General features: G+C 48.7%; 16 protein-coding genes. 7 read left to right on the forward strand and 9 right to left on the reverse strand.

What is annotated here, in order from left to right; all coding sequences use genetic code 11:
- Window positions 1-90 precede the first annotated feature (90 nt).
- The 3 genes from P2W84_RS04620 to P2W84_RS04630 are packed head-to-tail and all read left to right on the forward strand — an operon-like array spanning window position 91 to window position 8,596.
- The gene (locus P2W84_RS04620) at window positions 91-5,265 is read left to right on the forward strand and encodes a translocation/assembly module TamB (RefSeq protein WP_276088936.1); all 5,175 of its coding nucleotides are present in this window, start codon (window positions 91-93) and stop codon (window positions 5,263-5,265) included.
- Window positions 5,249-7,570: a BamA/TamA family outer membrane protein gene (locus P2W84_RS04625; RefSeq protein ID WP_276088937.1), complete on the forward strand. Its 2,322-nt coding sequence runs from the start codon at window positions 5,249-5,251 to the stop codon at window positions 7,568-7,570. The genes P2W84_RS04620 and P2W84_RS04625 overlap by 17 nt, the downstream gene beginning before the upstream one ends.
- 24 nt (window positions 7,571-7,594) lie before the next feature.
- Entirely contained in the window at window positions 7,595-8,596 is a 1,002-nt protein-coding gene (locus tag P2W84_RS04630; RefSeq protein ID WP_276088938.1) for a YihY/virulence factor BrkB family protein, read from the forward strand.
- Here the strand turns inward: P2W84_RS04630 and P2W84_RS04635 are convergent.
- The gene (locus tag P2W84_RS04635; protein WP_276088939.1) at window positions 8,593-10,515 is read right to left on the reverse strand and encodes a DNA topoisomerase IV subunit B; all 1,923 of its coding nucleotides are present in this window, start codon (window positions 10,513-10,515) and stop codon (window positions 8,593-8,595) included. The two genes, P2W84_RS04630 and P2W84_RS04635, sit on opposite strands and share 4 nt — an antisense overlap.
- Before the next feature lie 118 nt (window positions 10,516-10,633).
- Between P2W84_RS04635 and P2W84_RS04640 the strand changes: the two genes are divergently transcribed.
- Window positions 10,634-12,004: a DEAD/DEAH box helicase gene (locus tag P2W84_RS04640; protein ID WP_276088940.1), complete on the forward strand. Its 1,371-nt coding sequence runs from the start codon at window positions 10,634-10,636 to the stop codon at window positions 12,002-12,004.
- A gap of 42 nt (window positions 12,005-12,046) precedes the next feature.
- Here the strand turns inward: P2W84_RS04640 and P2W84_RS04645 are convergent, their stop codons facing one another.
- From P2W84_RS04645 to P2W84_RS04675, 7 genes are all read right to left on the reverse strand, one after another.
- Window positions 12,047-12,544, reverse strand: a complete 498-nt coding sequence (locus tag P2W84_RS04645) for a phosphoheptose isomerase (protein WP_276088941.1) — start codon at window positions 12,542-12,544, stop codon at window positions 12,047-12,049.
- Between the two features lie 55 nt (window positions 12,545-12,599).
- The gene (locus P2W84_RS04650) at window positions 12,600-13,193 is read right to left on the reverse strand and encodes a hypothetical protein (RefSeq protein ID WP_276088942.1); all 594 of its coding nucleotides are present in this window, start codon (window positions 13,191-13,193) and stop codon (window positions 12,600-12,602) included.
- An 88-nt stretch (window positions 13,194-13,281) separates the two neighbouring features.
- Entirely contained in the window at window positions 13,282-13,650 is a 369-nt protein-coding gene (locus tag P2W84_RS04655; RefSeq protein ID WP_276088943.1) for a response regulator, read from the reverse strand.
- An 80-nt stretch (window positions 13,651-13,730) separates the two neighbouring features.
- Window positions 13,731-15,047 (reverse strand): DUF3887 domain-containing protein, encoded by a 1,317-nt coding sequence (locus P2W84_RS04660; protein WP_276088944.1) that lies wholly within the window; start codon window positions 15,045-15,047, stop codon window positions 13,731-13,733.
- 35 nt (window positions 15,048-15,082) lie between these two features.
- Window positions 15,083-15,544: a DUF4268 domain-containing protein gene (locus tag P2W84_RS04665; RefSeq protein WP_276088945.1), complete on the reverse strand. Its 462-nt coding sequence runs from the start codon at window positions 15,542-15,544 to the stop codon at window positions 15,083-15,085.
- Window positions 15,544-16,869, reverse strand: coding sequence for a HAMP domain-containing sensor histidine kinase (locus tag P2W84_RS04670; RefSeq protein WP_276088946.1), 1,326 nt, complete (start codon window positions 16,867-16,869; stop codon window positions 15,544-15,546). Before P2W84_RS04670 ends, P2W84_RS04665 begins: the two co-directional genes overlap by 1 nt.
- 92 nt (window positions 16,870-16,961) lie before the next feature.
- Window positions 16,962-17,924, reverse strand: coding sequence for a sugar phosphate isomerase/epimerase (locus P2W84_RS04675; RefSeq protein ID WP_276088947.1), 963 nt, complete (start codon window positions 17,922-17,924; stop codon window positions 16,962-16,964).
- 65 nt (window positions 17,925-17,989) lie between these two features.
- Here P2W84_RS04675 and P2W84_RS04680 point away from each other — a divergent pair, with 65 nt between their 5' ends.
- The 3 genes from P2W84_RS04680 to P2W84_RS04690 are packed head-to-tail and all read left to right on the forward strand — an operon-like array spanning window position 17,990 to window position 21,428.
- Entirely contained in the window at window positions 17,990-19,762 is a 1,773-nt protein-coding gene (locus tag P2W84_RS04680) for a DUF2339 domain-containing protein (RefSeq protein WP_276088948.1), read from the forward strand.
- 35 nt (window positions 19,763-19,797) lie between these two features.
- Window positions 19,798-20,145 carry a phage holin family protein gene (locus tag P2W84_RS04685; protein WP_276089035.1) on the forward strand — a complete coding sequence of 116 codons (348 nt, stop codon included), beginning with the start codon at window positions 19,798-19,800 and terminating at the stop codon, window positions 20,143-20,145.
- 5 nt (window positions 20,146-20,150) lie between these two features.
- Complete coding sequence (locus P2W84_RS04690) at window positions 20,151-21,428, forward strand: NAD(P)/FAD-dependent oxidoreductase (protein ID WP_276088949.1); 1,278 nt, start codon at window positions 20,151-20,153, stop codon at window positions 21,426-21,428.
- Window positions 21,429-21,605: 177 nt separating this feature from the next.
- Here P2W84_RS04690 and P2W84_RS04695 read toward each other — a convergent pair whose 3' ends face one another.
- Window positions 21,606-22,703 carry a PQQ-dependent sugar dehydrogenase gene (locus P2W84_RS04695; protein ID WP_276088950.1) on the reverse strand — a complete coding sequence of 366 codons (1,098 nt, stop codon included), beginning with the start codon at window positions 22,701-22,703 and terminating at the stop codon, window positions 21,606-21,608.
- Window positions 22,704-22,715 lie beyond the last annotated feature (12 nt).

Below are 22,715 nucleotides of genomic sequence, written 5' to 3' on the forward strand. Positions count from 1 at the left end.
AAAAAGGATTGGATGCTGTAAATATAAAACATTTCCCCCTATGGCATGGTTTTAGTACTAATTTTAGTACGTTACTCCAATTTATTTCACTTGAATAAATACATACGCAAAACTCTTAAGATCGTGCTTTGGGTAATTGCCAGTATCATCATGCTGGTGGTCCTTCTTGCCATATCCCTGAATATTCCGGCAGTACAAAATTTTGTTAAGGATAAAGCGATCAGTTACCTCAGGAAAAAGACAAAAACTGAAGTCCGGCTCGAGAGCATTAAGATTGCCTTACCTAAGGACATTGTTCTGAATAAATTTTATATAGAAGATCTTAAGAAGGACACGCTGCTCTATGCAGAGAAACTGTCTGTGGACATCAGTCTGTTGAAATTACTGAACAACAAAGTAGAGATCAATGACATCTCACTGAAAAAGATACGCGCCAACGTAACGCGCATTGACCCCGATACGACCTTCAACTTTTCATTCCTTGTAGATGCCTTCATGTCCGAACAGAAAAAGCCGGAAGATGAGGTAGACAAAGACACCACTTCAACGATGAAGTTTGCCGTAGACAAAGTAAGCCTGGAAGACATCGGGATTGTTTACAGGGACGATGTAGCCGGTAACGCGGTAAGACTTCATCTGGGTGAGTTTAACGCAAAGATAAGAGACTTTGACCTGAACGGGCAGCACTATGTGATCAGGAGCCTGGCCCTGAACAATACTTCACTGAACTATCTCCAGCGCAAGCCGCTGACCCAGCTTCAGCAACACCTGGAAAACAGCATCGATACCGCCAGGACTGCAACGGGAAAACTGCCACTGATCGAAGTGGAAAATTTTGATTTTGCAAAGATCAGGATCGGCTTTGACGACCAGGTTTCCGGGATGAAGGCAGATGTAGACCTGCAGAAGCTGGAACTGGAAAAACTGTTTGTGGATCTGACGAACAACAATTATAAGATTGAGGATGGTGCGGTCAATGATACTAAAGTGCTGTTTAATTCTGCGGCGAACAAGGCAAACGTGCTGCTGGGCGAATTCTCGCTGAGCAAACTTGTCGCCGATGTGAAGAACGGAAAATATACGCTCGGCAATGCAGCGCTGAACCGTTCGGATATCGGTTTTGCACTGAAGCCGGTAAAGAAGACCTCCGCTGACACTACAAAAACCGATACAGCCGCCGCCGCGCCGCTTTCCTTTGAAGCTGAAAGCATCAGCCTGACAGATAATAAGCTTAGCTTTGACAACCTGGGTGTGAAGCCGGTCAAGGGAATGGATTTCAACCACCTGCGCTTTAACGGACTGACCCTGGACGCTTCAGCGCTCGGCTACAGCGACAAGGGCATCAGGGTGAAGCTGAAAAAAGGAAGGTTTAGTGAAAAGAGCGGCTTCCGGCTGGAACAGCTGAAGGGTAACGTAGCCTACAATGACAAACAGATCAGTGTAGACGGTTTCCTGCTGAAAACGCCGAATACGCGTATTGAAAACAACACCCGGCTGGACTACACCACCATGGACGATCTGACTAAACATCCGGAACGGGTAAGGATTTCGGCCAGCATCACCAATACGGTCATTGGCTTACGGGATGCAGCCTACTTCAGTGATGCCTTACCTGCGGCTTACCGTAATGAAAAAATCAGCCTCAACGCCAGCGTAAACGGCTATATGAACAACATCAATGTGCCCAGGCTACAGGTACGGGGGCTGAAAAGCACATACATCGACATTACCGGCAACGCGAAAGGATTTCCTGATGTAGAGAAGGCTGTGCTTGACCTGAACATCAGACGCTTCTCCCTCACCAAGAGTGACCTGCTGGTTTTGGTACCTAAAAAATCATTGCCCGCCAGCATAGCATTGCCAAATGCCATCAGCGCCGTTGGTAAATTCAAAGGTTCTATGAGCAACTTCAACACGGGCTTCAATATACGGACAGACATGGGCTCGGCGAAGCTTGCAGCGATGATGCGCGGAACCAAAGGAAGGGAACGATATGCGGCCAACATCTCACTCGACAATTTCAATGTAGGCCGTCTGCTGAAACAGCAGCCAACCCTGGGCAGGCTTTCTGCCAAAGCTACGGTGAAGGGAACAGGCCTGGATATGAAAAAGGCTTCATTACAGGCGAATGCCCGGGTGACCAGCGCCGAGTACAACAAATATACCTACCGCTATCTGCTGCTGAACGCAAAATACGCAGGACAAAAAGCAGAAATCAAGAGCAGCATGGCGGACAGCAATGCCAACTTTAAACTGGAGGCGACTGCGGACATTTCCGGCAAATACCCGGCGGTGAAGGCAGACCTGAACCTGGTCCAGGTTGACCTGCAAAAGCTCAATTTCAGCGCGACTGAGTTCCGGCTGGCTGGCCTGGTTACCGCAGATATCAAAACTGCAGACCCCGATTTCCTGAACGGAGATGTCAGTGTCCGCGGTTTACAGATCGTAAAAGAAGGCCAGCGCTTCAATATGGATACCATCGATGTGCATTCGGAAGCCAGCCTTTCACACAACCTGCTTACCCTGAAATCGGAAGTACTGAATGCCAGAGTGGATGGAAAATATGAACTGACCAATCTGGGCAGTGCAGTGATCAATCAGATCAACCAGTACTATGCCTTCGGCGAAGTAAAGAAAATCCCCGCACAGCGATTCCGGTTCAATGTGAACATACACAACCCTAAATTTCTCAGGAACTTTGTTCCCGAACTGACCGGTTTCTCACCATCCCGGATGAGCGGGCTCATCGATACCGAGAAGGACAGCCTGCAGATGAACGCATGGTTCCCGCAGGTGGTTTACGGGGATTTCAAAGTGGACAGTACGCGATTGGACATCAATAACGACAACCAGCAGCTGACCTACAAATTACTGGTCCGCAGCTTTCAGAGCCCCTCTGTTTCACTTTACGATACAGAACTGAGTGGCCAGGCCGCCAATAATCATTTAGGGGTCAATGTACTGATCCGGGACAGCAAACGAAAGAACCGTTACGTGTTGGGAGGTACCTTTAAATCGATCAATAAGGATTACCAGTTTTCACTCGATCCGAATAAACTACTGCTGGACTACCAGAAATGGTCGATATCTCCGGAAAATTATTTACAGTTCGGGGCATCTGGCATTGTCGCCAACCAGTTTAACCTGAGCCAGGGCAACCAGCTGCTGAGCATTAACAGTACGGACAAGACACCAAATTCTCCCGTGCTGGTGCAATTTAAGGACTTCAGGATAGAAACGCTGACCAGGTTTGCAGAACAGGACAGTGCGCTGGTTGGAGGTGTGATCAATGGTACGGCAAATCTTCGCGGGCTTACGGATTCGCTTAACTTTGAAGCAAACCTGACGGTTGATCAGCTGCGTTACCAGAAAGACCAGCTGGGCACGCTGCGCCTCGCAGTGAACAACAATACCAGCAATGCTTATGAGGTAAACGTAGCGCTTGCGGGCGTGCACGAGCTAAGAGTGAACGGCTTTTATTATACGAACAGCGAGAATGCACTTGACCTGACCGTGAACGTAGACAAAATAGACCTTTCCCAGCTGGAAAGCCTGTCTATGGGGCAGATCAGGCGGGGCTCAGGATCAATAACAGGTCAGATAAACGTAAAGGGAAGTACATCGAAGCCACGTGTACTGGGCGACCTGCGCTTTAGCCAGGTGGCATTCAATGCAGCCTATGTCAATTCTTATTTCAGAATTCCGGATGAACGCATCAGCTTCACAGCGCGCGGAGTTGATTTTAACGACTTTGACATTCTGGATTCTCTGGGCAGGAAAGCGACGATCAGCGGTGGCGTGCTGACTACGGACTATCAGGACTTCCGGTTCAACATGGATATCCGTACGGACAATTTCAGGGCCTTGAATTCTACTGCACAGGACAATGACATGATCTACGGAACGGTTTACCTGAGCAGCAACATTAAGGTGCGGGGCGATCTGAACCAACCGGACGTGGACATGAACATCACCGTGGAAAAAGGCACTCGGTTTTTCTTCGCCATGCCTTCGGAAGACCCTGCTGTGATAGAGCAGGAAGGTATCGTGCAGTTTATCGATGCTGACGCACCTCCGTTTAACGGGCAAAAGGCACTGAAGACAGACAGCGTCAGCAAATCGCCGGTAAAAGGAATCAATCTGAGCGCCAATGTGAATATTGATCCGGAAGCCGAACTGAATGTAGTGGTAGATCCGTCGAACGGCGACGCCCTGAAGGTAAAGGGACAGGCCAATCTTATTGCAGATATGGACCCCAGCGGCAAGACGAGCCTGACGGGACGGTATGAGATCAGTGACGGATCTTACAACCTTTCCATAGGCCCTTTCTCCAAAAAGGAATTCAAACTGGTAAAAGGCAGCGCTATTGTATGGACTGGCGATCCGATGTCTGCCAATGTTGACCTGACTGCGCTCTACGAAGTAAATGCTGCTCCGATAGATCTGCTCAACGACCCGGATAATGCACAGGCCAAGACTAAGTTGCCGATACAAGTATACCTGATGATGAAGGAGGAACTGATGAAGCCAAAGATCTCCTTCCGGCTTGACCTTCCTGAAAATGAAAGGGGGGCACTGAGCGGTCAGGTCTATACGCGGTTGTTACAGGTCAACCAGGATGAGAACGAACTCAACAAACAGGTCTTTGCCCTGCTTGCACTGAACAGGTTCATTGCAGAGAACCCCTTTCAGAGCCTGGCCGGCGGCGGGGGCGGAATATCGACTCTTGCCCGTTCCAGCGTGAGCAAGCTGCTCACTCAGCAACTGAACAATCTGGCCGCAGACCTAATCCAGGGTGTAGATGTCAACTTCGGCATCAATTCATCTGAAGATTACTCCAGCGGCTCCCTTGAGCAGAAGACGGACCTGGAGGTTGGCTTATCCAAAAAACTCCTGAATGACCGGCTTACCGTAACGGTAGGCAGTTCTTTCGGGCTCGAAGGCTCGTCGGCGACCCGTAACAACCAGAGCGCAACTAATATCGCCGGGAACGTCAATGTGGAATATGCGCTATCGGCAGACGGACGGTACCGGCTGAGGGCATACCGGCGCAACCAGAATGAAGGCGTGATCGAGGGACAGATCATTGAAACCGGGCTTGGCTTTGCGCTGGTCGTGGATTATAACCGGTTCAGAGAGATTTTCCGCAAGCGCGAAACGCGCGAAGAACGCCGGGCAAGACGTCAGAAGAATGAAGCAATGGAACAGGAAAACAGGAAAAGAGAAGCTACAGAACAGAAACCAAATGATGAAAAGACCAATTAGCCTTTTTTTATGGACGGCTGCCCTGCTGTTTCTGACGGCCTGCAGCAATACACGCTACCTGAAACCGGCACAGATCTTATATACCGGCGCGGATATCCGGATCAATCCGGATTCATCAGGCAGGATAGAGGACCAGAAGACGGTAAAAAGTGCATTGGAGGGAAAGACACGCCCAAGACCGAATAAATCCATATTAGGCCTTAAATTCAAACTGTTTATCTACAACCTTGCAGGCGAGCCAAAGAAGCCAAAGGGCTTCAGGAACTGGTTACGCACTAAGGTGGGTGAGCCACCGGTATTACTCAGCGAGGTAAAGCTGAAATACAACAATGACGTACTGACAAGTTACCTCATCAGCCAGGGCTATCTGCAAGCTGCAGTTACCGGCGATACCGTGGTAAAGGGGAAAAAGGGCAAGGCTGTATATACCGCACAAACGGGAAACCGGTACAGGATCAACAGTGTAAGTTTTCCGAAGGACACGGGCAACCTGACGCACATCATCAATCAGAACAAGGATAAGTCCTTGCTGAAAGTTGGTGACTATTACGACCTGGATACCTATAAACTTGAACGGGAGCGAATCGACAATGACCTTAAGGAGCAGGGATATTTCTACTTTAGTCCGGATTACCTGATCATGCAGGTAGACAGTACGATCGGCCGGCACCTTGTAGATATCCGGGTAAAAGTGAAAGATATCGCTCCAGATGCGGGGACTAAGCCCTATACCATCAACAACATCAACATCTTCCCGACCTACAACATCAGGAGGGACAGCATCCTGAGGGCACTTGATCCGGTAAAGTTTGGCGATTTCAGCATCTATGACAACAGAAATACGTTCAAACCCTGGCTGTTCAACCGGCTGGTCTTTTTCAGGAAAGGTGAACTGTACAACCGCGGGGACCACAACCAGACGCTGAACCGCTTGGTGAACATTGGTGTGTTTCAGGGCGTGAAAGCGGAATTCCTGCCTCTGGACAGTTTTAGAAACGATCAGCTTGACCTGAACATTTACCTGACACCGCTTAAGAAAAACTCACTGTCTTTCTCGGTGATCGGCACCAGTAAATCGAATAATTTTGTCGGTTCAGAGATAAAACTGACGCAGACGACCAGGAATGTTTTCAGAGGCGCTGAACAGCTTGATATCAGTGCCAGCGGTGGCTTTGAAACCCAGGTAAGCGGTGTATCCAGAGGACTGAATTCCTACTCCTTTACCACTGAAGGCAAACTGACTTTTCCGAGGCTGCTTATCCCCTTCTTTAAGTTCAGCAGCACAAACGCGTATGTTCCTAAAACCATCGTTTCAGCCTCATACCAGTTACTCAGCAGAGGTTCGCTATACAACCTGAATTCTATAAAAGGTGAATTTGGTTACAATTTCCGGGAAAACAAGTATAAAGAACATACCCTGAACCCGATATCGATCAATTATGTTCAGCCATCAAAGCAAGATAGCAGCAAACTGGACAGCCTCTACAGGATTGGTTTAAGGGGTGCACTGGAGAAGCAGTTTATCATCGGCAGCAACTATAATTTCACCTATACCAATCAGATGGAGGAGCAACGCAGGAATAATCTGTATTTCAGCGGGGATATTGAAACTGGCGGTAATGTCTGGGGGCTTTTTGCCGGCACAGATGCTCAGGGAAGGAAATCTGTTCTGAAAACACCACTGACCCAGTTCATCCGATTGGAGACGGACCTCCGCAATTATTTCAAGATCAGACCTCGTGTGATCTGGGCCAACCGGCTCAACCTGGGTTATGGCTATGCTTACGGCAACAGTTCTGCCCTGCCCTTCGTGCGGCAGTTCTTTGCAGGTGGCAGTAACGACATTCGTGCGTTCCGCGCCCGTTCATTAGGTCCGGGTACATACAAGCTTCCCGACACCGTATTTGCGGACCAGGGCGGCGATATAAAAATGATGCTGAATACGGAGCTGAGGTTTAAAATCGTGAGCGTTTTGCACGGTGCCCTGTTCGCCGATGCCGGAAATATCTGGTTGCGCAAGGAAGACCTCGGCGCACCGGCAACAGCTACTACACCGGAAATCCCGGCACGTCCCGGATCGGGCTTTAAGTTCAAAAATGCACTGAGCGAAATTGCCATAGGCACCGGTGCAGGTCTGCGCGTAGACGCTACCATTTTCGTGATCCGGCTGGACGTGGCATTTCCGCTGCGCAAACCTTACCTGCCGGAAGGTCAGCGCTGGGTAGCAGATCAGATTGATTTTGGCAGCAGTACCTGGCGTAAGGAGAACCTGATATACAACATAGGCATTGGTTATCCATTCTGATACGCTGATAATTTGAATGATGTTATGAAAGTCCTCCACCAGATCAAATGTTTCTTTTTTGCCGTTTACCACCTGTTCGTAGCGGCAATAAAAGGTTTTTCTGAAGACCGGGTCATGAAGCTGAGCGCCTCTCTTGCCTATTATACCATCTTCTCGCTGACACCACTTATCATCATCATCCTTTCCGCGGCCAGCCTGTTCCTGGGCGAAAGCATGGATCCCAATGACAAGTTGTTCGGTGTAAACGGCGAGATCCCTAAGCTCATCGGTACCGACGCAGCCTATCAGCTGCGCAGCTTTGTGAACAACGCCAACTATTCCGGCAAGAGCACTTTTGGGCTCATCATCGGCATCACTACCCTGGTAATCGGTGCCACGGCGATCTTCATCGAGATACAGGACAGCATCAACTTAATCTGGAAAGTAAAAGCCGTACCAAAGAAGGGATGGAAAAAACTGATCGTTAACAGATTACTTTCCTTTTCACTGATTGCATCATTGGGCTTCCTGCTGCTGGTGTCCCTGGTCATCAACAGTATAGTCGTCGGCATCGGGGACAAACTGGCGCTATATGCCGCCAGGTTAGGTATCCGCGAAGTCTCGGAACTTTTCATGCTGATCGTTACCAATGCCCTTACGCTGTCCGTAGTAACCGCCATATTTACCGTTATCTTTAAGGTCTTACCAGACGTCTACCTGAAATGGAAACCGGCTATCGTCGGTGCATTGTTTACAGCGGTACTGTTCAGCATTGGAAAATACGCCATCGGCATCTACATTGAAAAGGGCAATCCCGGTTCTGCATTCGGGGCCGCAAGTTCGGTAATCGTGATCCTGGTCTGGATTTATTATACATCGGTCATCCTGTATTTCGGTGCCGAATTTACCCAGGCCTACGCCGAAAGATATGACAATGGCATAAGACCCAGCAAATATGCCGTGCATACCAAAGTCGTTGTGGTCGAAAAAAAGGTAGATGTATTGCCTCCACAACATCCGGAGGACACGAAGATTGATCCCGCTTAGGCTGATTCCGCGAGGCCGTCGCTGTCGACTACATCGTGTACAACGGCTGTAGTGGCCGCAGCTTCCTCCGCAGAAACAAGTTCGTCCGCAGTGTCCTTTTCGATCCTGAGGTTACGGATGATATGCTGCTGCCTGTCGGGTGTATTCTTACCCATATAATATTCCAGTAATCCTTTTATCGTCTGATCCTTCAGGATCACAGGATCTAAACGGATGTCTTTACCGATAAACAGGCCAAACTCATCCGGTGAGATTTCACCAAGACCTTTAAACCTGGTGATCTCAGGCCTGTTGCCCAGTTTCTCTATAGCATGCTTACGTTCCTCGTCACTGTAGCAGTAGATTGTCTCCTTCTTGTTCCTGACGCGGAACAGCGGTGTCTGCAAAATATACACATGGCCCGCGCGCACCAGGTCCGGAAAGAACTGCAGGAAGAAGGTCATCATCAGCAAGCGGATGTGCATCCCGTCCACGTCGGCATCGGTTGCAATAACGATATTGTTGTAATGCAGTCCCTCCAGCCCGTCCTCGATGTTCAGCGCATGCTGGAGCAGGTTAAACTCTTCATTCTCATAGACGACCTTCTTGGTCAGTTCATAGCAATTGAGTGGTTTTCCCTTAAGGCTGAATACGGCCTGGGTCTCTACATCCCTGGATTTGGTGATTGAACCCGAAGCCGAGTCTCCTTCTGTGATAAACAGTGTCGTCTCATATCTTCTGTCATGGTTGCTGTTAAAGTGGACTTTACAATCGCGGAGTTTCTTGTTGTGAAGAGACGCCTTTTTTGCCCGGTCATTGGCCAGCTTCTTGATGCCTGCAATGTCTTTGCGTTCCCGTTCTGATTGCAGGATGCGCTTCAGCAGTGCATCTGCCACATCGGGATGCTTGTGCAGGTAATCATCCAGTTCCTTTTTCACAAAGTCATTGACAAAGGTACGTACAGTAGGTCCGTCAGGCCCCACATTCAGGGAGCCGAGCTTGGTCTTGGTCTGTGACTCGAAGACTGGTTCCTGTACCCTTACCGAAATGGCCGCAATAATTGAAGAGCGGATATCTGAAGCATCATATTCCTTTTTATAGAATTCCCGGATAGTCTTTACTACCGCTTCCCGAAAAGCCGCCTGGTGGGTACCGCCCTGGGTCGTGTGCTGGCCGTTCACGAAAGAATGATAATCCTCACCATATTGCTGTCCGTGGGTCATCGCGATCTCGATATCATTACCTTTCAGATGGATAACCGGATAGCGGATGTTCTCGATATCGGCCACACGGTGCAGCAGGTCATAAAGCCCGCGTTCCGAGAAGAACTTCTGGCCGTTGTAATTAATGGTTAGCCCGGTATTCAGGAACACATAGTTCCAGATCATACTTTCCACAAAATCGGAGATGTAATGATAGTTCCTGAAAATACTGTCATCCGGGTAAAAGGTGATGGCAGTACCATTGCGCTGGGTCGTATCGATGATGTCGTTATCATTGACGATCTCACCCTTTGAAAACTCCACACGTTTGGTTTTTCCGTCGCGGTAAGACTGTACCGTGAAGCTGGAAGAAAGCGCGTTCACCGCCTTGGTACCTACACCGTTCAGACCTACAGATTTTTGGAAGGCCTTGCTGTCATACTTTCCGCCGGTATTGATCTTGGAAACACAATCGATGACCTTACCTAAAGGAATGCCCCTGCCATAGTCGCGAACGTTTACCTTATGTTCGGACACGGTAATATCTATCGACCTTCCTGATCCCATAACAAACTCGTCAATAGAATTGTCCACGATCTCTTTCAGCAGCACATAAATGCCATCGTCCTGGGCAGAGCCATCTCCCAGTTTGCCAATGTACATACCCGGACGTAACCTGATGTGTTCCTTCCAGTCGAGTGACCGTATGCTATCTTCGTTATAATTCGGTTCAGCCATGATGAAAAGTGTATAGCACAAACATACGCATTTTAGAAAAACTGAAAAGCCCGATCATTATATGTAACTTTGCCCCAGCACGAAACATTTTGGTGCAATTTATTTAAACAACAAGACATTGTCATTTCAAGAATTAAACCTGATTGAGCCGATATTGAAGGCATTGCAATCAGAAGGCTATACACAGCCTACCCCGATACAAGAACAAGCTATCCCCTCCATACTACAAGGAAACGACCTTTTGGGCTGCGCGCAGACCGGCACCGGAAAAACTGCTGCTTTCGCCATCCCGATGCTGCAGCTCCTGCACCGGCCGCATCAGAATATAAAGGCGCAACGCCATATCAGAGCGCTCGTGCTTACACCTACGCGTGAGCTGGCTATCCAGATTGAAGAGAGTTTCAAAGCTTATGGTAATCATCTTCCGCTACGTTACCTTGTGATCTTCGGCGGCGTAGGACAAAAACCACAAACGGATGCACTGCAAAAGGGTGTAGATATCCTGGTGGCCACGCCGGGCAGGTTACTCGATCTGATGAACCAGGGTTTCATCAGCCTGAAAGACCTGGAGATTTTCGTACTGGACGAAGCAGACAGGATGCTGGACATGGGTTTCATCCACGACGTAAAACGGGTAATCGCAAAATTACCGGCCAAAAGGCAGACCCTGTTTTTTTCAGCTACCATGCCTAAGGAAATCCAGGCGCTCGCGGATACCATTCTGAACAACCCCGTAAAAGTCGAAGTGACCCCGGTGTCCTCTACTGCCGAAAAAATACAACAGCAGGTATTCTTTGTCGAAAAAACCAATAAAAGACATTTATTGTATCATATCCTGCAGGATAAATCCATTGAGTCTGTCCTGGTCTTTGCCCGGACGAAGCACGGATCTGACCGCATTGCGAAAGAACTGGGCAAGGCAGGGATAAAAGCTGAGGCGATACATGGCAATAAATCTCAGAACGCCAGGCAGCGGGCACTGACCAACTTCAAGTCGAAGGCGACAAGGGTACTGGTGGCTACTGATATTGCCGCCAGGGGAATAGATGTAGACGAACTGGCTTACGTGATTAACTATGAACTTCCAAATATTCCGGAAACCTATGTACACCGGATTGGACGTACCGGCCGCGCCGGACTAAGCGGCACCGCATTTTCATTTTGCGACGCTGAAGAGAAGGCATATCTGAACGATATTGAAAAACTCATCGGCATCAAAATTCCCGTAACGGAGGATCATCCCTTTGCCATGACCTGGCAAAGTCTGATGGCTCCCGCAGGCCTGACGTCGCTGACAGCAAACAACAGAGACCGGGCCATAAAAGGAAAGAGAGGCGGCCAGGGCGGCATGAATAATGGCCAGCAGCGCAAACCACAGCAGGCAGGTCAGCAACAGGCACGCAAAGACCAGGAGCCGAACCTCAGCGGAGCAAAGAAAGCCCCAAACAAAAAACGCCGTTTCTGGGGCAAAAAGAAACAGCAGGCTTAATCCAAAATAAAAGCGCCGTTCTTTCGAACGGCGCTAAAAAACCTATCTTCCAAAATCGTCCTGTACCCTGACGATGTCGTTTTCATCTGACGGCTCCTCCGGATCGGTATGTTGCCAGATCTCGGAAACGATACCCCAGTCTTTCAGACCGATCAACCGGTGACGCTCGCCTTGTTTCAATTTGATCGACTGACCGGGAGCAAGTTCCTGCAACGCGCCCTCCTCATCTGTATCACTGGTAACGACACCTACTGTACCATTGACCACTCTCCATATCTCCGCACGGCGGTGATGGTATTGCCACGACAGACGGGTATCAGGTGCAACGATCAGTATCTTGGGGCTCAGTTTTCCGGATATTTTCAGGTCCTCTACGTTCAGGCCTTCAAAATAAACGTTGGCAAACTGTTGGGCCTGCGCTTCATCAATTACAAAAAAACCGCCCCACGGACGGGTCTCATCACGGTTCACTACGTTAAAACCTTCAATTTTCAAACGTTGTGCGACACCTTCAAATATTTCTTTTTTCTGATCTGACATGGTAATATCGGGTTATTAAATTTTCTCAAACTTAGCCAAAAGTTTGCAAATGCCGTTATTTCCTGGTGATTTTATCAATTTCCAGCAGGTCTTCATTGAGCGATATGATGAGGTCATACAATAACCTGACGTTCTTATCGTCGGCCGGTAAGGTGCCGTTCAGTAACTCATCACTTTTCGCCAGGAACTCTTCATAGATCTCTTCCGGCACTTCTATACTATCCAGTTCTATCTGGCGGGACATATGGTACAACAACTGGGAGATGGACAGATAGACGATATTGAGATTAAACAGAACATCTTCATAAGACTTGCTGTCCCATTCCATGATATAGATATAAAAACTATCGGAAGCCAGTTCATTGTATTCCTCATTTTCCATGATCTCCAGCTCATCCAGATTATTGATCATGTAATAGGTCTTGGCACAACGGATAACCTTTTCTATCGAAGCCAGCAGCAAGTTTACCACAGGATCGTTTACTGACTCCAGCAATTCAAAATCATCTTCGTCCATGGAATCGGCAGGTACCAGGCCCTTAAGATCTGAAAGCCCCTTTTCAAAGGCCAGGATGAACCCGTTCCTGCAAAGTTCAAAAATAACGTGGTTCAGCACATGTGGAAAAACGCCTCTTACTGAATCGTTCATTAGATTTTGTCAATTAAATACCGGTGAAGATAGTAAATAAAAAAGCCCGGCTCAAAAAGCCGGGCTTACTATTAAATTGAGAAAGGGTCTATTGCAATCTGTTAAGCTGGGTGTTGATCCTTTTTACGATATAATCGATGTCAAAAGGCTTACTGATATAATCATTTGCCCCAGCTTCAAGACTTTTCTTCTTGTTCTGATCATTTGCCGACATCACAATGATCGGAATATGCTTTGTAAAGGGATCGCTTTTAAGGTCTGTGCAGATATCTGCGCCGTCGCCGTCCGGAATCATGACATCCAGAATAAAAAGGTCAGGAACAGAATCTTTCAGCTTGTTTTTCAATTCAGCGAAGGATGATGAAAGCTGAAGCTCGTATCCTTCGTCTTTCAGCAGTACCCCGATAATGTAGCGGATGTCTTCATCATCTTCAAGCACATGTATTCTTTTTACCATTTGTTGATTTGTTTTAGGGTTTTCGACATTTACCAAGCAACAACTCTGCCATACCTGAAGATTTCGACACAAATGTTACTTTATTTTATCTTAATCCATGAAGACAGGTCATTGACAAGTACAACCGATACGTTTGAGGGCACCTCATACTGCCTGATATCTGCCTTTTCCTTTTGAGGCATCATCAGGTGATTCAATTCCGGATAAAGCTTCAGCGACACATTCTTCCTGGTGCCAAGTGCAGCCTTCCACAAATTGAAATCGGTTACAGATACCTGGAAGTCATTTCCCCCCTGTGCGACGAAGATCCGTTGTTTGGCCTGCTGCTTTGCTGTGGCTACCTGGTTATAGACATTCAGATCTGCCCAGTAGGATGCCGGCATTCCCAGCAGCACGGAATCTGGCTTTATGGTGCCCGGTTTGATCAGCTTTACGCTATTTGTTTCCATATTTGCGCTGTCCAGCATAAGCCTGGCTGCCCTGGTCGTATCTTTGCCGAGTGCAAAGAAATAATTTCTTTGCTCAACACTGATATCCATAAGGTTGCGTGCAGGGGCAGCCATAAGGATAATGCCTTTCAGGTCTGGTGCCGCGCGGGCGATCCTGGGAGCCAGCATTCCGCCCAGACTATGGCCGAGTACATAAAGTTGTAATTTATCGGCTTCGGGTACGGTTCGGGCCAGCGCTATGGCCGCCAGGGCATCATCCAGCACTTCTTCCTTCACCGTAATTGCACCGATAAATTCATTCGGATAGAGGAGTGTCCTTTTTACATACCGGATACTGGCGATACCTTTCGAAGCCAGGCCGGTCGCGAGGTCCTTAAACGGCTTGTTCGGGCCGATCGTCTCATCCATATCATGAGCACCAGATCCATGTACAAATACGACAAGAGGATATTTACCTGCTTTTCTGGGAAGTGTAAGCATACCTGCAAGCTCGTGTTTACCGGCCTTCACATAAACCTCCTTCTCACGGTACAGGCTGGTATCTGCATAAGCAGGGAGCTTGTAAGCTTCCGGCTTAGCTGTGGGCTGCAGGAAAAAGCCTACTATCTTTTCAGATTTATTAAAGGCAATAAGGAAATTCTGCATGTCATTTGCAAACTTCCCTTCCAGGATCACGGTAAAAAACTCACCCTGAGTCTTACTGCTCAGTACTGAAAGATCCTGTAAGGGACCCATCTTTGTCGTTAGTTCCGTCCAGATCTCCTTTACCTTTTCTTCGGAAACCTTAGCCTGAAAACTGGTGTCGAAATAACCATACGCTTCTGTGAACTTATCTTCAGACAGTAACTTGAACAGGTCTTCTGAATGTCCGATCATTTTAAGTATACCCTGCGAGAAAGCGGTCTGCCCCACAAACAGGACAAAAAACAGCACAATAATCTTCTTCATATTTAATTCATGGGAGTTTTTCCGGCAACAATATACTACTTAAAAAGCTCAAACCCATATTGGGCCATACTCCAGAACTCATCCATTTGTGTTATCCTTGGTCTGAAGAAAGAGATCAGATCGGGCCAGTCTTCTTTCCTGTAAATGCTGCGTCCCTCCAGTGTCTTTATGATCCGGGCCAATGTTCGCCCATTTTCGTCCCGGACTTCGGGCTCCCAGTCCCATTCCTCGTTCATGGTATCTGTGAAAACCTTCCGGAACTCCAGAAACTGCTCATAGATCAGCATCCTGATTCCCTCATCCGGATGGTTGATCTCTATGGCGATACTTGCCGACCGGTTTTCCGCCCGCATCCTGAAGGAAATAGCCCTGACCCCGGTCTTGTAATTGATCCAGTTGATCTTTAATCCGTCAGCAGAAGGCTGAGGTGAGATGTACCTGCCAAATACCGTCCAGAATTCCTGTCTGATCTGAGATGCCTGTTCTTTTGAATACATTATCTTAAAAAATCAAGGGGCAGGGTAATAAAGAAGCTTGAGCCGCCTTCCGGATTGGGCAGAAAGCCGATTGTGCCACCCTGACGCTCCGTGTATTCCTTGCATAAGACCAACCCGAGACCTACTCCCCGTTCATTGTTCGTTCCCGAAGTAGGCGCGGACCGAACAGAGAACAAATGCGCACGCTGATCTTCCGGGACACCAGTCCCATTGTCACTGACAACTATCTTGCAATGCCCTGATTCCGTTTGGGCCAGTATGCTGATGGCTCCGCCGGCCGGTGTAAACTTGACCGCGTTGCTGATCAGGTTTCGCACGACGAGCTGCAGCATGTCTATGTCGGCAACAACTGTTAACTGTTCCGGAACGCTGCAGGTCAGGGTGATCCCTTTCTTTGAGGCATAAAGGGCCTGCATCCGGACCGTACCGGACAGCACCTGGAGCAGGTTAACGTGCTGCAACCGAACTTGTGCACCTTCCATCTGTGACTTTGACCAGTGCAGGAGGTTGGACAGCATCTCCACCGCACCATTGGTCGAAGACAGCAGGGCCTCTTCCAGCTCTGGCCTTTCCGAGCTTTCCAGGTCATTGCTGCGGAGCAACTCCAGGTAGCTCTGCACGTTCAGCAACGGCGTACGCAGGTCATGGGAAATGATCGACATCAGCCTGGTCTTTTCCGCATTGCTTTTCTCAACGGCAACTGTCTTCTCTCTGGCGGCCTCCCGCTCCAGGTGATAACTCCGCTTGATAAACCGCGCAACCAGGTAAATCACGAGGACCGGCATCGGAAAGGCGGTAACCCGGTCGATAAACTGTCCCCTGCCCTGTTGGAAAGGATATTTTACCAGGGCCGGCAAATAATACTCCAGCAGGTGGATCAGGACAAAGAAAATGATGTAAGTGATCAGCCATCTCAGATGCTGATGATAAGGCGAAATGGCAAAGATCAGCAGTAAGTATGCGGGCCAGATCAGGTCTGTCGAGCCATTGATACCGGCATTGTAAAAGTAATTGATTCCTAACATCAGCAAGCCGAACAGCCCGAATGCCGTACTGCTGTGCGTCTTACCGAGAAATCTTGAATTGTAATATTGCCAAAAGAAGAATAAAGCAACGATCAATGTCGATAATGAAGCCACATAGAGCCCCGCATAGAGATTATAAGGAACATAGACGCAAGCGATCAGGATTACGCCGGCGCTGATGGAATGAAAAATCCTGCTCTCCAGTGAGAAGTCCGATGTGCTGCCGGTCATGTCCAGCCAAAGGTGCCCCAGGCCCTTAAACAAGCCGGAACTGAAAGCAACTGGATTGAACTTCGGCATAGCGGGTAAAGTAACGGACTTTAGTTGACTTGCCGAAAAACCGGGAGCAAAAAATTGCGACCGTACGGCGGATGCTCCCGGTGAGAAAATGATTAAACCCCGGCCTTCTTAATCACTTCAAGTGTTTTACGCAAACCTGTGGAAGCGACTTCCTGAAGGTCTTGTTTCCAGTAGTCCGGGTTATACAGCTCAAGGCTCACACATCCCCTGAAGCCGGTACTTTTCAGGTCTTTCAATATCTGCGGCAAAGGCAAAATGCCGTCCCCTGGATAAACCCTGTGCTGGTCGCCAAGCTCCTCTATTGCCGATGGCTTAGCCGGGACGTCTCCAAACTGGAAGATAGCGATGGAACTGCCGTTCAGCATTTTTAAGCCTTCAAATCCACCTTCGGAAATATACATATGGTAAGTATCCGGAATGATTTTGGCTTTAGGATGATTCGCGTCCATCGCAATGCCCATGGCTTGCCCCATCGTCTTTACCGGCTGGTATTTTACAAACACCAGTGCCGGATGGATATTGTATTCCTTCAGACCAATTTCCAGGATTTCCCGGTATCGTGCGGCCACCCATTTCTGAGAATAGTTGTCGCCAGCGGTATTGGGAATGGTCTGTATGTGCTGGGCACCCAGCTCGGAAGCCATACGCATGCGGTTACGGGTATCCTTCAGCGATTGGTCAAACAGCTCGCGGGTAGGCGGAAGCGCGTTCCACAACCCGATCACGCTGGGCACGAACAAGCCAAGATCCCTTATTTCCTTACCCAGGTCTTTCAGGTTGCCACCCTGCGCCTCGTATTCCTGCAGTTCCCCATCCCATGGCTCTATGGCATCATAGCCTGCCTTAGCGGCAAATTTTACTTTGTCTTTCAGCGAAGCCGGCCTGATGGTAGCCGTGTCCAGGCAGATCGGCCATGGACTTACGCCTTTTTGGTAACGTTTTTCTTTGTGTTCCGATGCTCCAGTTGCTCTGGATGTCCCGGCAAGTACAGCAGGTGCGGCTCCGGATACCAGTGCCGCGGCTGCGCCGAGATTGATAAAGTTTCTCCGATTCATGGTCTGATTTTGGTTATTAGTCCCCAATATACAATTAATGATAAAATTCAGCTTATCTTCATCTGATGAAAGAACCTGGGAAACTCGATTCACTGCTGCTTAAACTGGAAAACCTGGAGATAAGGCAGCGTGGCTTTGAACAGGAGATCCAGGCCCTCCGTGAAGAGATCGCAGTACTGCAGGGCAAAAGCTTTTCGTCCCCGGCAGTGACCGAAAAAACCGCCGCCCCTGTCACGGCTCAGACACAGGCAGGAAAAAACCGTTTCAGTATGCCCGGCAGGCCCGGGCTTGAGAAATTTATCGGAGAGAACCTGGTCAGTAAAGCGGGCATTCTGGTGCTGATACTCGGAGTAGCCATCGGCGCCAAATATGCCGTAGACCGCGACCTGGTGAGTCCGCTTACCAGGATCATCCTTGGCGCAGTCACCGGTATGACACTCATGGTTCTCGCATTCTGGCTCAAGAAAAAATACGGAAATTTCTCAGCAGTACTGGTGAGCGGGGGTATTGCGATACTGTATTTCATGTCCTATGCAGCATACAGCTTCTATGACCTGTTCTCCCAGCAGCTTGCCTTTGGTATCATGACGGTATTTACCCTTTTTGCCGTCTTTATCGCCATCTGGTATGACCGGCAGTTTATCGCACACATCGGCCTGGTAGGCGCCTATGCAATACCTTTTCTCCTGGGTAACGGTTCAGGCAGGGCAACGATCCTTTTTGCTTACATTTCCATCATCAACGCCGGTATCCTTTTCATCAGTCTGAAAAAATACTGGCAGCCCCTGTTTTACCTGGCCTTTGCGGTTTCCTGGACCATCCTCCTCTCCTGGTGTATCAGCACAGACAGCATAGCGCCTTATGTGTGGACGGCATTGCTTTTCGCTTTTGTGTTTTTTATGACCTTTCAGCTGACAAGCCTGGCTTATAAGCTCATCCTTGGAGAAACGCTCAGCAATACTGATCTGATCGTTCAGTTTATCAATTCGCTTATATTTTACCTCGCCGGATATTACCTGTTGACTTTTCTGCCTGCTTCGGGACATACCCTGAGCCTGTTTGCCGTTTTTAACGCAGGGGTACACCTCACAATCGGGCTTCTGATCAGAAAAAGGCAATCGCTGGACGGCAGACCGGCCCTGCTTCATTTCCTGCTGGGCATTGCATTCATCTACCTGACCTTCCGACTGCAGATCACGGCCTGGTTTGGTCCGGCTGTAAAAGATCAGGTCGCAAAGGTCGCATGGACTTATATCTACAGCTTGTTCTTTATGCTTGCCGTCACCACGTTAGCTGTAAGAAAAATAAACGAGACTGCAACAACACGCATCATCCTGCTCATAAACCTGTCGCTTACTCTGGCTTTCCTTACCTGGGGGCACTACAATCTTGCCCAGTCAGGCTCAGGCTATGTCCGCTACCTGTCTGTACTGTTATCTGTACTGCTCCTCCTGGCCTCGGCAAAACTCCTGAAACAAAATATACCCACGGAAAGGCTACTGAAGTTTTCGGGGCTCTTCTTTCATTTTTGCATATTGTGGACACTCAGCAGTGAATTCATTCACCTGCTGTCGCTTGCCGGGTTGTACGGCAGCTATAAACTCGGCATGAGTATCCTCTGGGGTGCCTATGCCCTTTTGCTGATCATCATCGGACTTGCCAGGCATCAGGCGCATCTGCGCATCGCAGCCATCAGCCTTTTCGCCATCACCCTGGTAAAACTTTTTACGTTTGATCTTGTCCAGCTGGGCACTGTCGCAAAGACAGTGATCCTGGTTTCACTGGGCATATTGATGCTGATTATTTCCTTTCTCTATACACGGTACAAAACCAAATGATACCTTTGTTGTTTTAGTTACAAAACCCCGAAATGATACGACTCATTATTAAAATACTCCTGATGGGGCTGGCCGTATTTATCGGCGCTAAAGTGGTGCCCGGTGTCCAGGTCAACGGTTTCGGATCTGCGGTTCTTGCTGCTATCCTTATTGCCATCGCCAATGCCACGGTAGGTTTTATCCTTCGTTTGCTTACATTTCCAATCAATTTTCTCACATTAGGACTCGTTTCCTTTATCATTACCGTGCTGATGGTGCTGATGGTGGACAGCTGGATGAAAGATTTCAACACAGACGGCTTCCTGTCTGCAGCGATCTTTTCCATCGTAGTCGCCCTCGTCAATGCCCTGTATAGCGTTATCGCCGGTAGCGACAAAGACTGATCAATATGAACAATGCCGTACCCCAAAAAGTAATCATCGTCGGCGGCGGCTTCGCCGGGCTGAACCTTGCAAAAAAACTGGCCAACCAAGACCAGTACCAGGTGACGCTGGTCGACAGGAACAACTATCATTTCTTTCCCCCGCTGCTCTACCAGGTATCTACAGCTTTCATTGAGTCGTCCAACATCAGCTACCCATTCCGCAGAATGTTCCAGGGCAAAAGCAACCTGGGCTTTTATATGGGCGGACTGTTAAAAATAAATCCTGAAAGCAATACCATAGAGACCGAAAACGGCGTGCTCAGCTATGACCATCTGGTCCTTGCCATGGGTACGGAGACCAATTTCTTCGGAATGGAAAACGTCAGTAAAAAAGCAATGCCGATGAAGACCATCGACGATGCCATTAATATGCGCAACCATATCCTGCTGAAACTGGAAGAAGCCGTGAGGTCCTCTGACCCGGCCGAAAAAGAGAAACTGGGTAATATCGTGATTGCAGGCGGAGGTCCTACCGGGGTGGAAATCGCCGGTATGCTCGCGGAAATGGGCAGAAATATTATCACCAAAGACTATCCCAGCGTAAAACGCTTTTCGGGCAGGATCTTCCTGGTGGACGCAGGCGCTAAACTGCTGGGCCCGATGAGCTCCAAATCTCAGGAAGAGGCTTATGAGGTACTGAACAAGCTGGGTGTAAATATTTATCTCAATACATTAGTAAAAGATTATGTAGATGAGCAAGTGATCCTGGCCAATGGCAACCATATCAACAGCTCGACATTAATCTGGGCTTCAGGCGTAATCGCGAAGGAAGCTCCGGGTTTACCGGCCGCAGCGATCACCAGGGGCAGGCGCATTCTGGTAGATGAATTCAATAAGGTACAAGGCACTTCAAACATTTATGCCATTGGTGACCAGTGCATGCAACTGACCGATGAAAAATTCCCGAACGGCCATCCGCAATTGGCGCAGGTAGCTATACAACAGGGTAAACTACTGGCCAAAAACCTGCTAATGCTATCAGCCGGCAAGCCGCTCGAACCTTTCCGCTACCATGACAAAGGCAGCATGGCCATTATTGCCAAATTTAAAGCTGTTGTAGACCTGCCGAAAAAAGGCTTTTTTAAGGGCTTCTTCGCCTGGATCGTCTGGCTGTTCATTCACATCATTCCTATTGCAGGGTTCAGAAATAAAGGAAAACTGGCCTTCAACTGGTTCTGGAGCTTCATCACCAACGACCCTACCTTACGGCTCATCATCAGGCCAGACAATAAGAAATCGTAGGAATAGCACCCCCGTATAAAACCCATCCGTATGGGACACACCCGTCATTTCGACGAAGCATGAGGAGAAATCTCTTGAATGTTCCTAAACAAGAGATTTCTCGCTACACTTCGTTCCGTTCGAAATGACGGGTGTTTTAGTACCAGGCGAATCGGGTACCGACTATTATACCCCGGACTATTTCCCCGGGATCAGTTTGAGCAGCGCACCCGGACCTTCCGTTACTGCATAGATGTAGCCATCAGGACTTTCCGCAACGTAGCGGAACCTGCCCTTGCCCTGGTACATCCTGTCTTCCGATTTATATTCCGTGCCATCCAGTGTAACCCGGTTCAGGTGAGTAAAGGCCAGCGCGCCGATCAGCAGGTTGCCTTTCCAGTCCGGATATTTGCTGCTGGTTACAATGGTCATGCCGCAAGGCCCGATTGACGGAACCCAGTAGTGCTTAGGATTTTCCACACCAGGAAGTTCCTTATTGGGTGTGAGAACGGTGCCGTCATAGTTGATCCCGTAAGAAGTCTTCGGCCAGCCATAATTTTTGCCCTTTTCGATCAGGTTCAGTTCATCTCCTCCTTTAGGTCCGTGCTCTACTTCCCATATACGGTTATTAGCAGCGTCATAGACCATCCCTTGCGGATTGCGATGTCCGTAAGTCCAGATGGAGCCATGGGCGTTGCCTTGTCCTACAAAAGGATTGTCCTGCGGAATACGTCCGTCATCAAAAACACGGTGTACCTTACCATGATCATTGTCCAGTTCCTGTACCTTAGGCTGCGTACCGCGTTCTCCTACACTGATGAAGAGATATTTATCTTTGTCAAAGACCAGGCGGCTGCCAAAGTGAAAATTCGCCTTTAAAGCAGGTTTTGCCTCAAAAATATCCTGTTTATCGACAACCTGGTTGCCTTTCAGCTTAAATCTGACCACGGCTGTGGTGATCAGATCGCCTACTGGTTTGGAGAAGGAAATATAGATCCAGCCATTTTTCTTATAATCAGGGTGGAGCCGGATGTCGAGCAGGCCGCCCTGGCCTTCATTTACTACGGCAGGTACCCCTGAAAGCTTTTCCCCGGTAAATTTATCATTCTTAAATATGAGGATCTCTCCTGCTCTTTCTGTTACCAGCATCCTGCCATCAGGAAGCCAGACCATTCCCCAGGGATTTTTCAACCCGCCGTACAGGGTTTCAGCAGTAACGTTAGTGGATTGCTGCGCACGGCACGTCAGCATCAGGAACCCTGACAGCAGCGTCATTAACAGGCCTATTCTTTTCATAAATGTTTGATT

It is taken from the genome of Pedobacter sp. JY14-1 (genome assembly GCF_029269825.1).
In the GTDB taxonomy this organism is placed as follows: domain Bacteria; phylum Bacteroidota; class Bacteroidia; order Sphingobacteriales; family Sphingobacteriaceae; genus Pedobacter.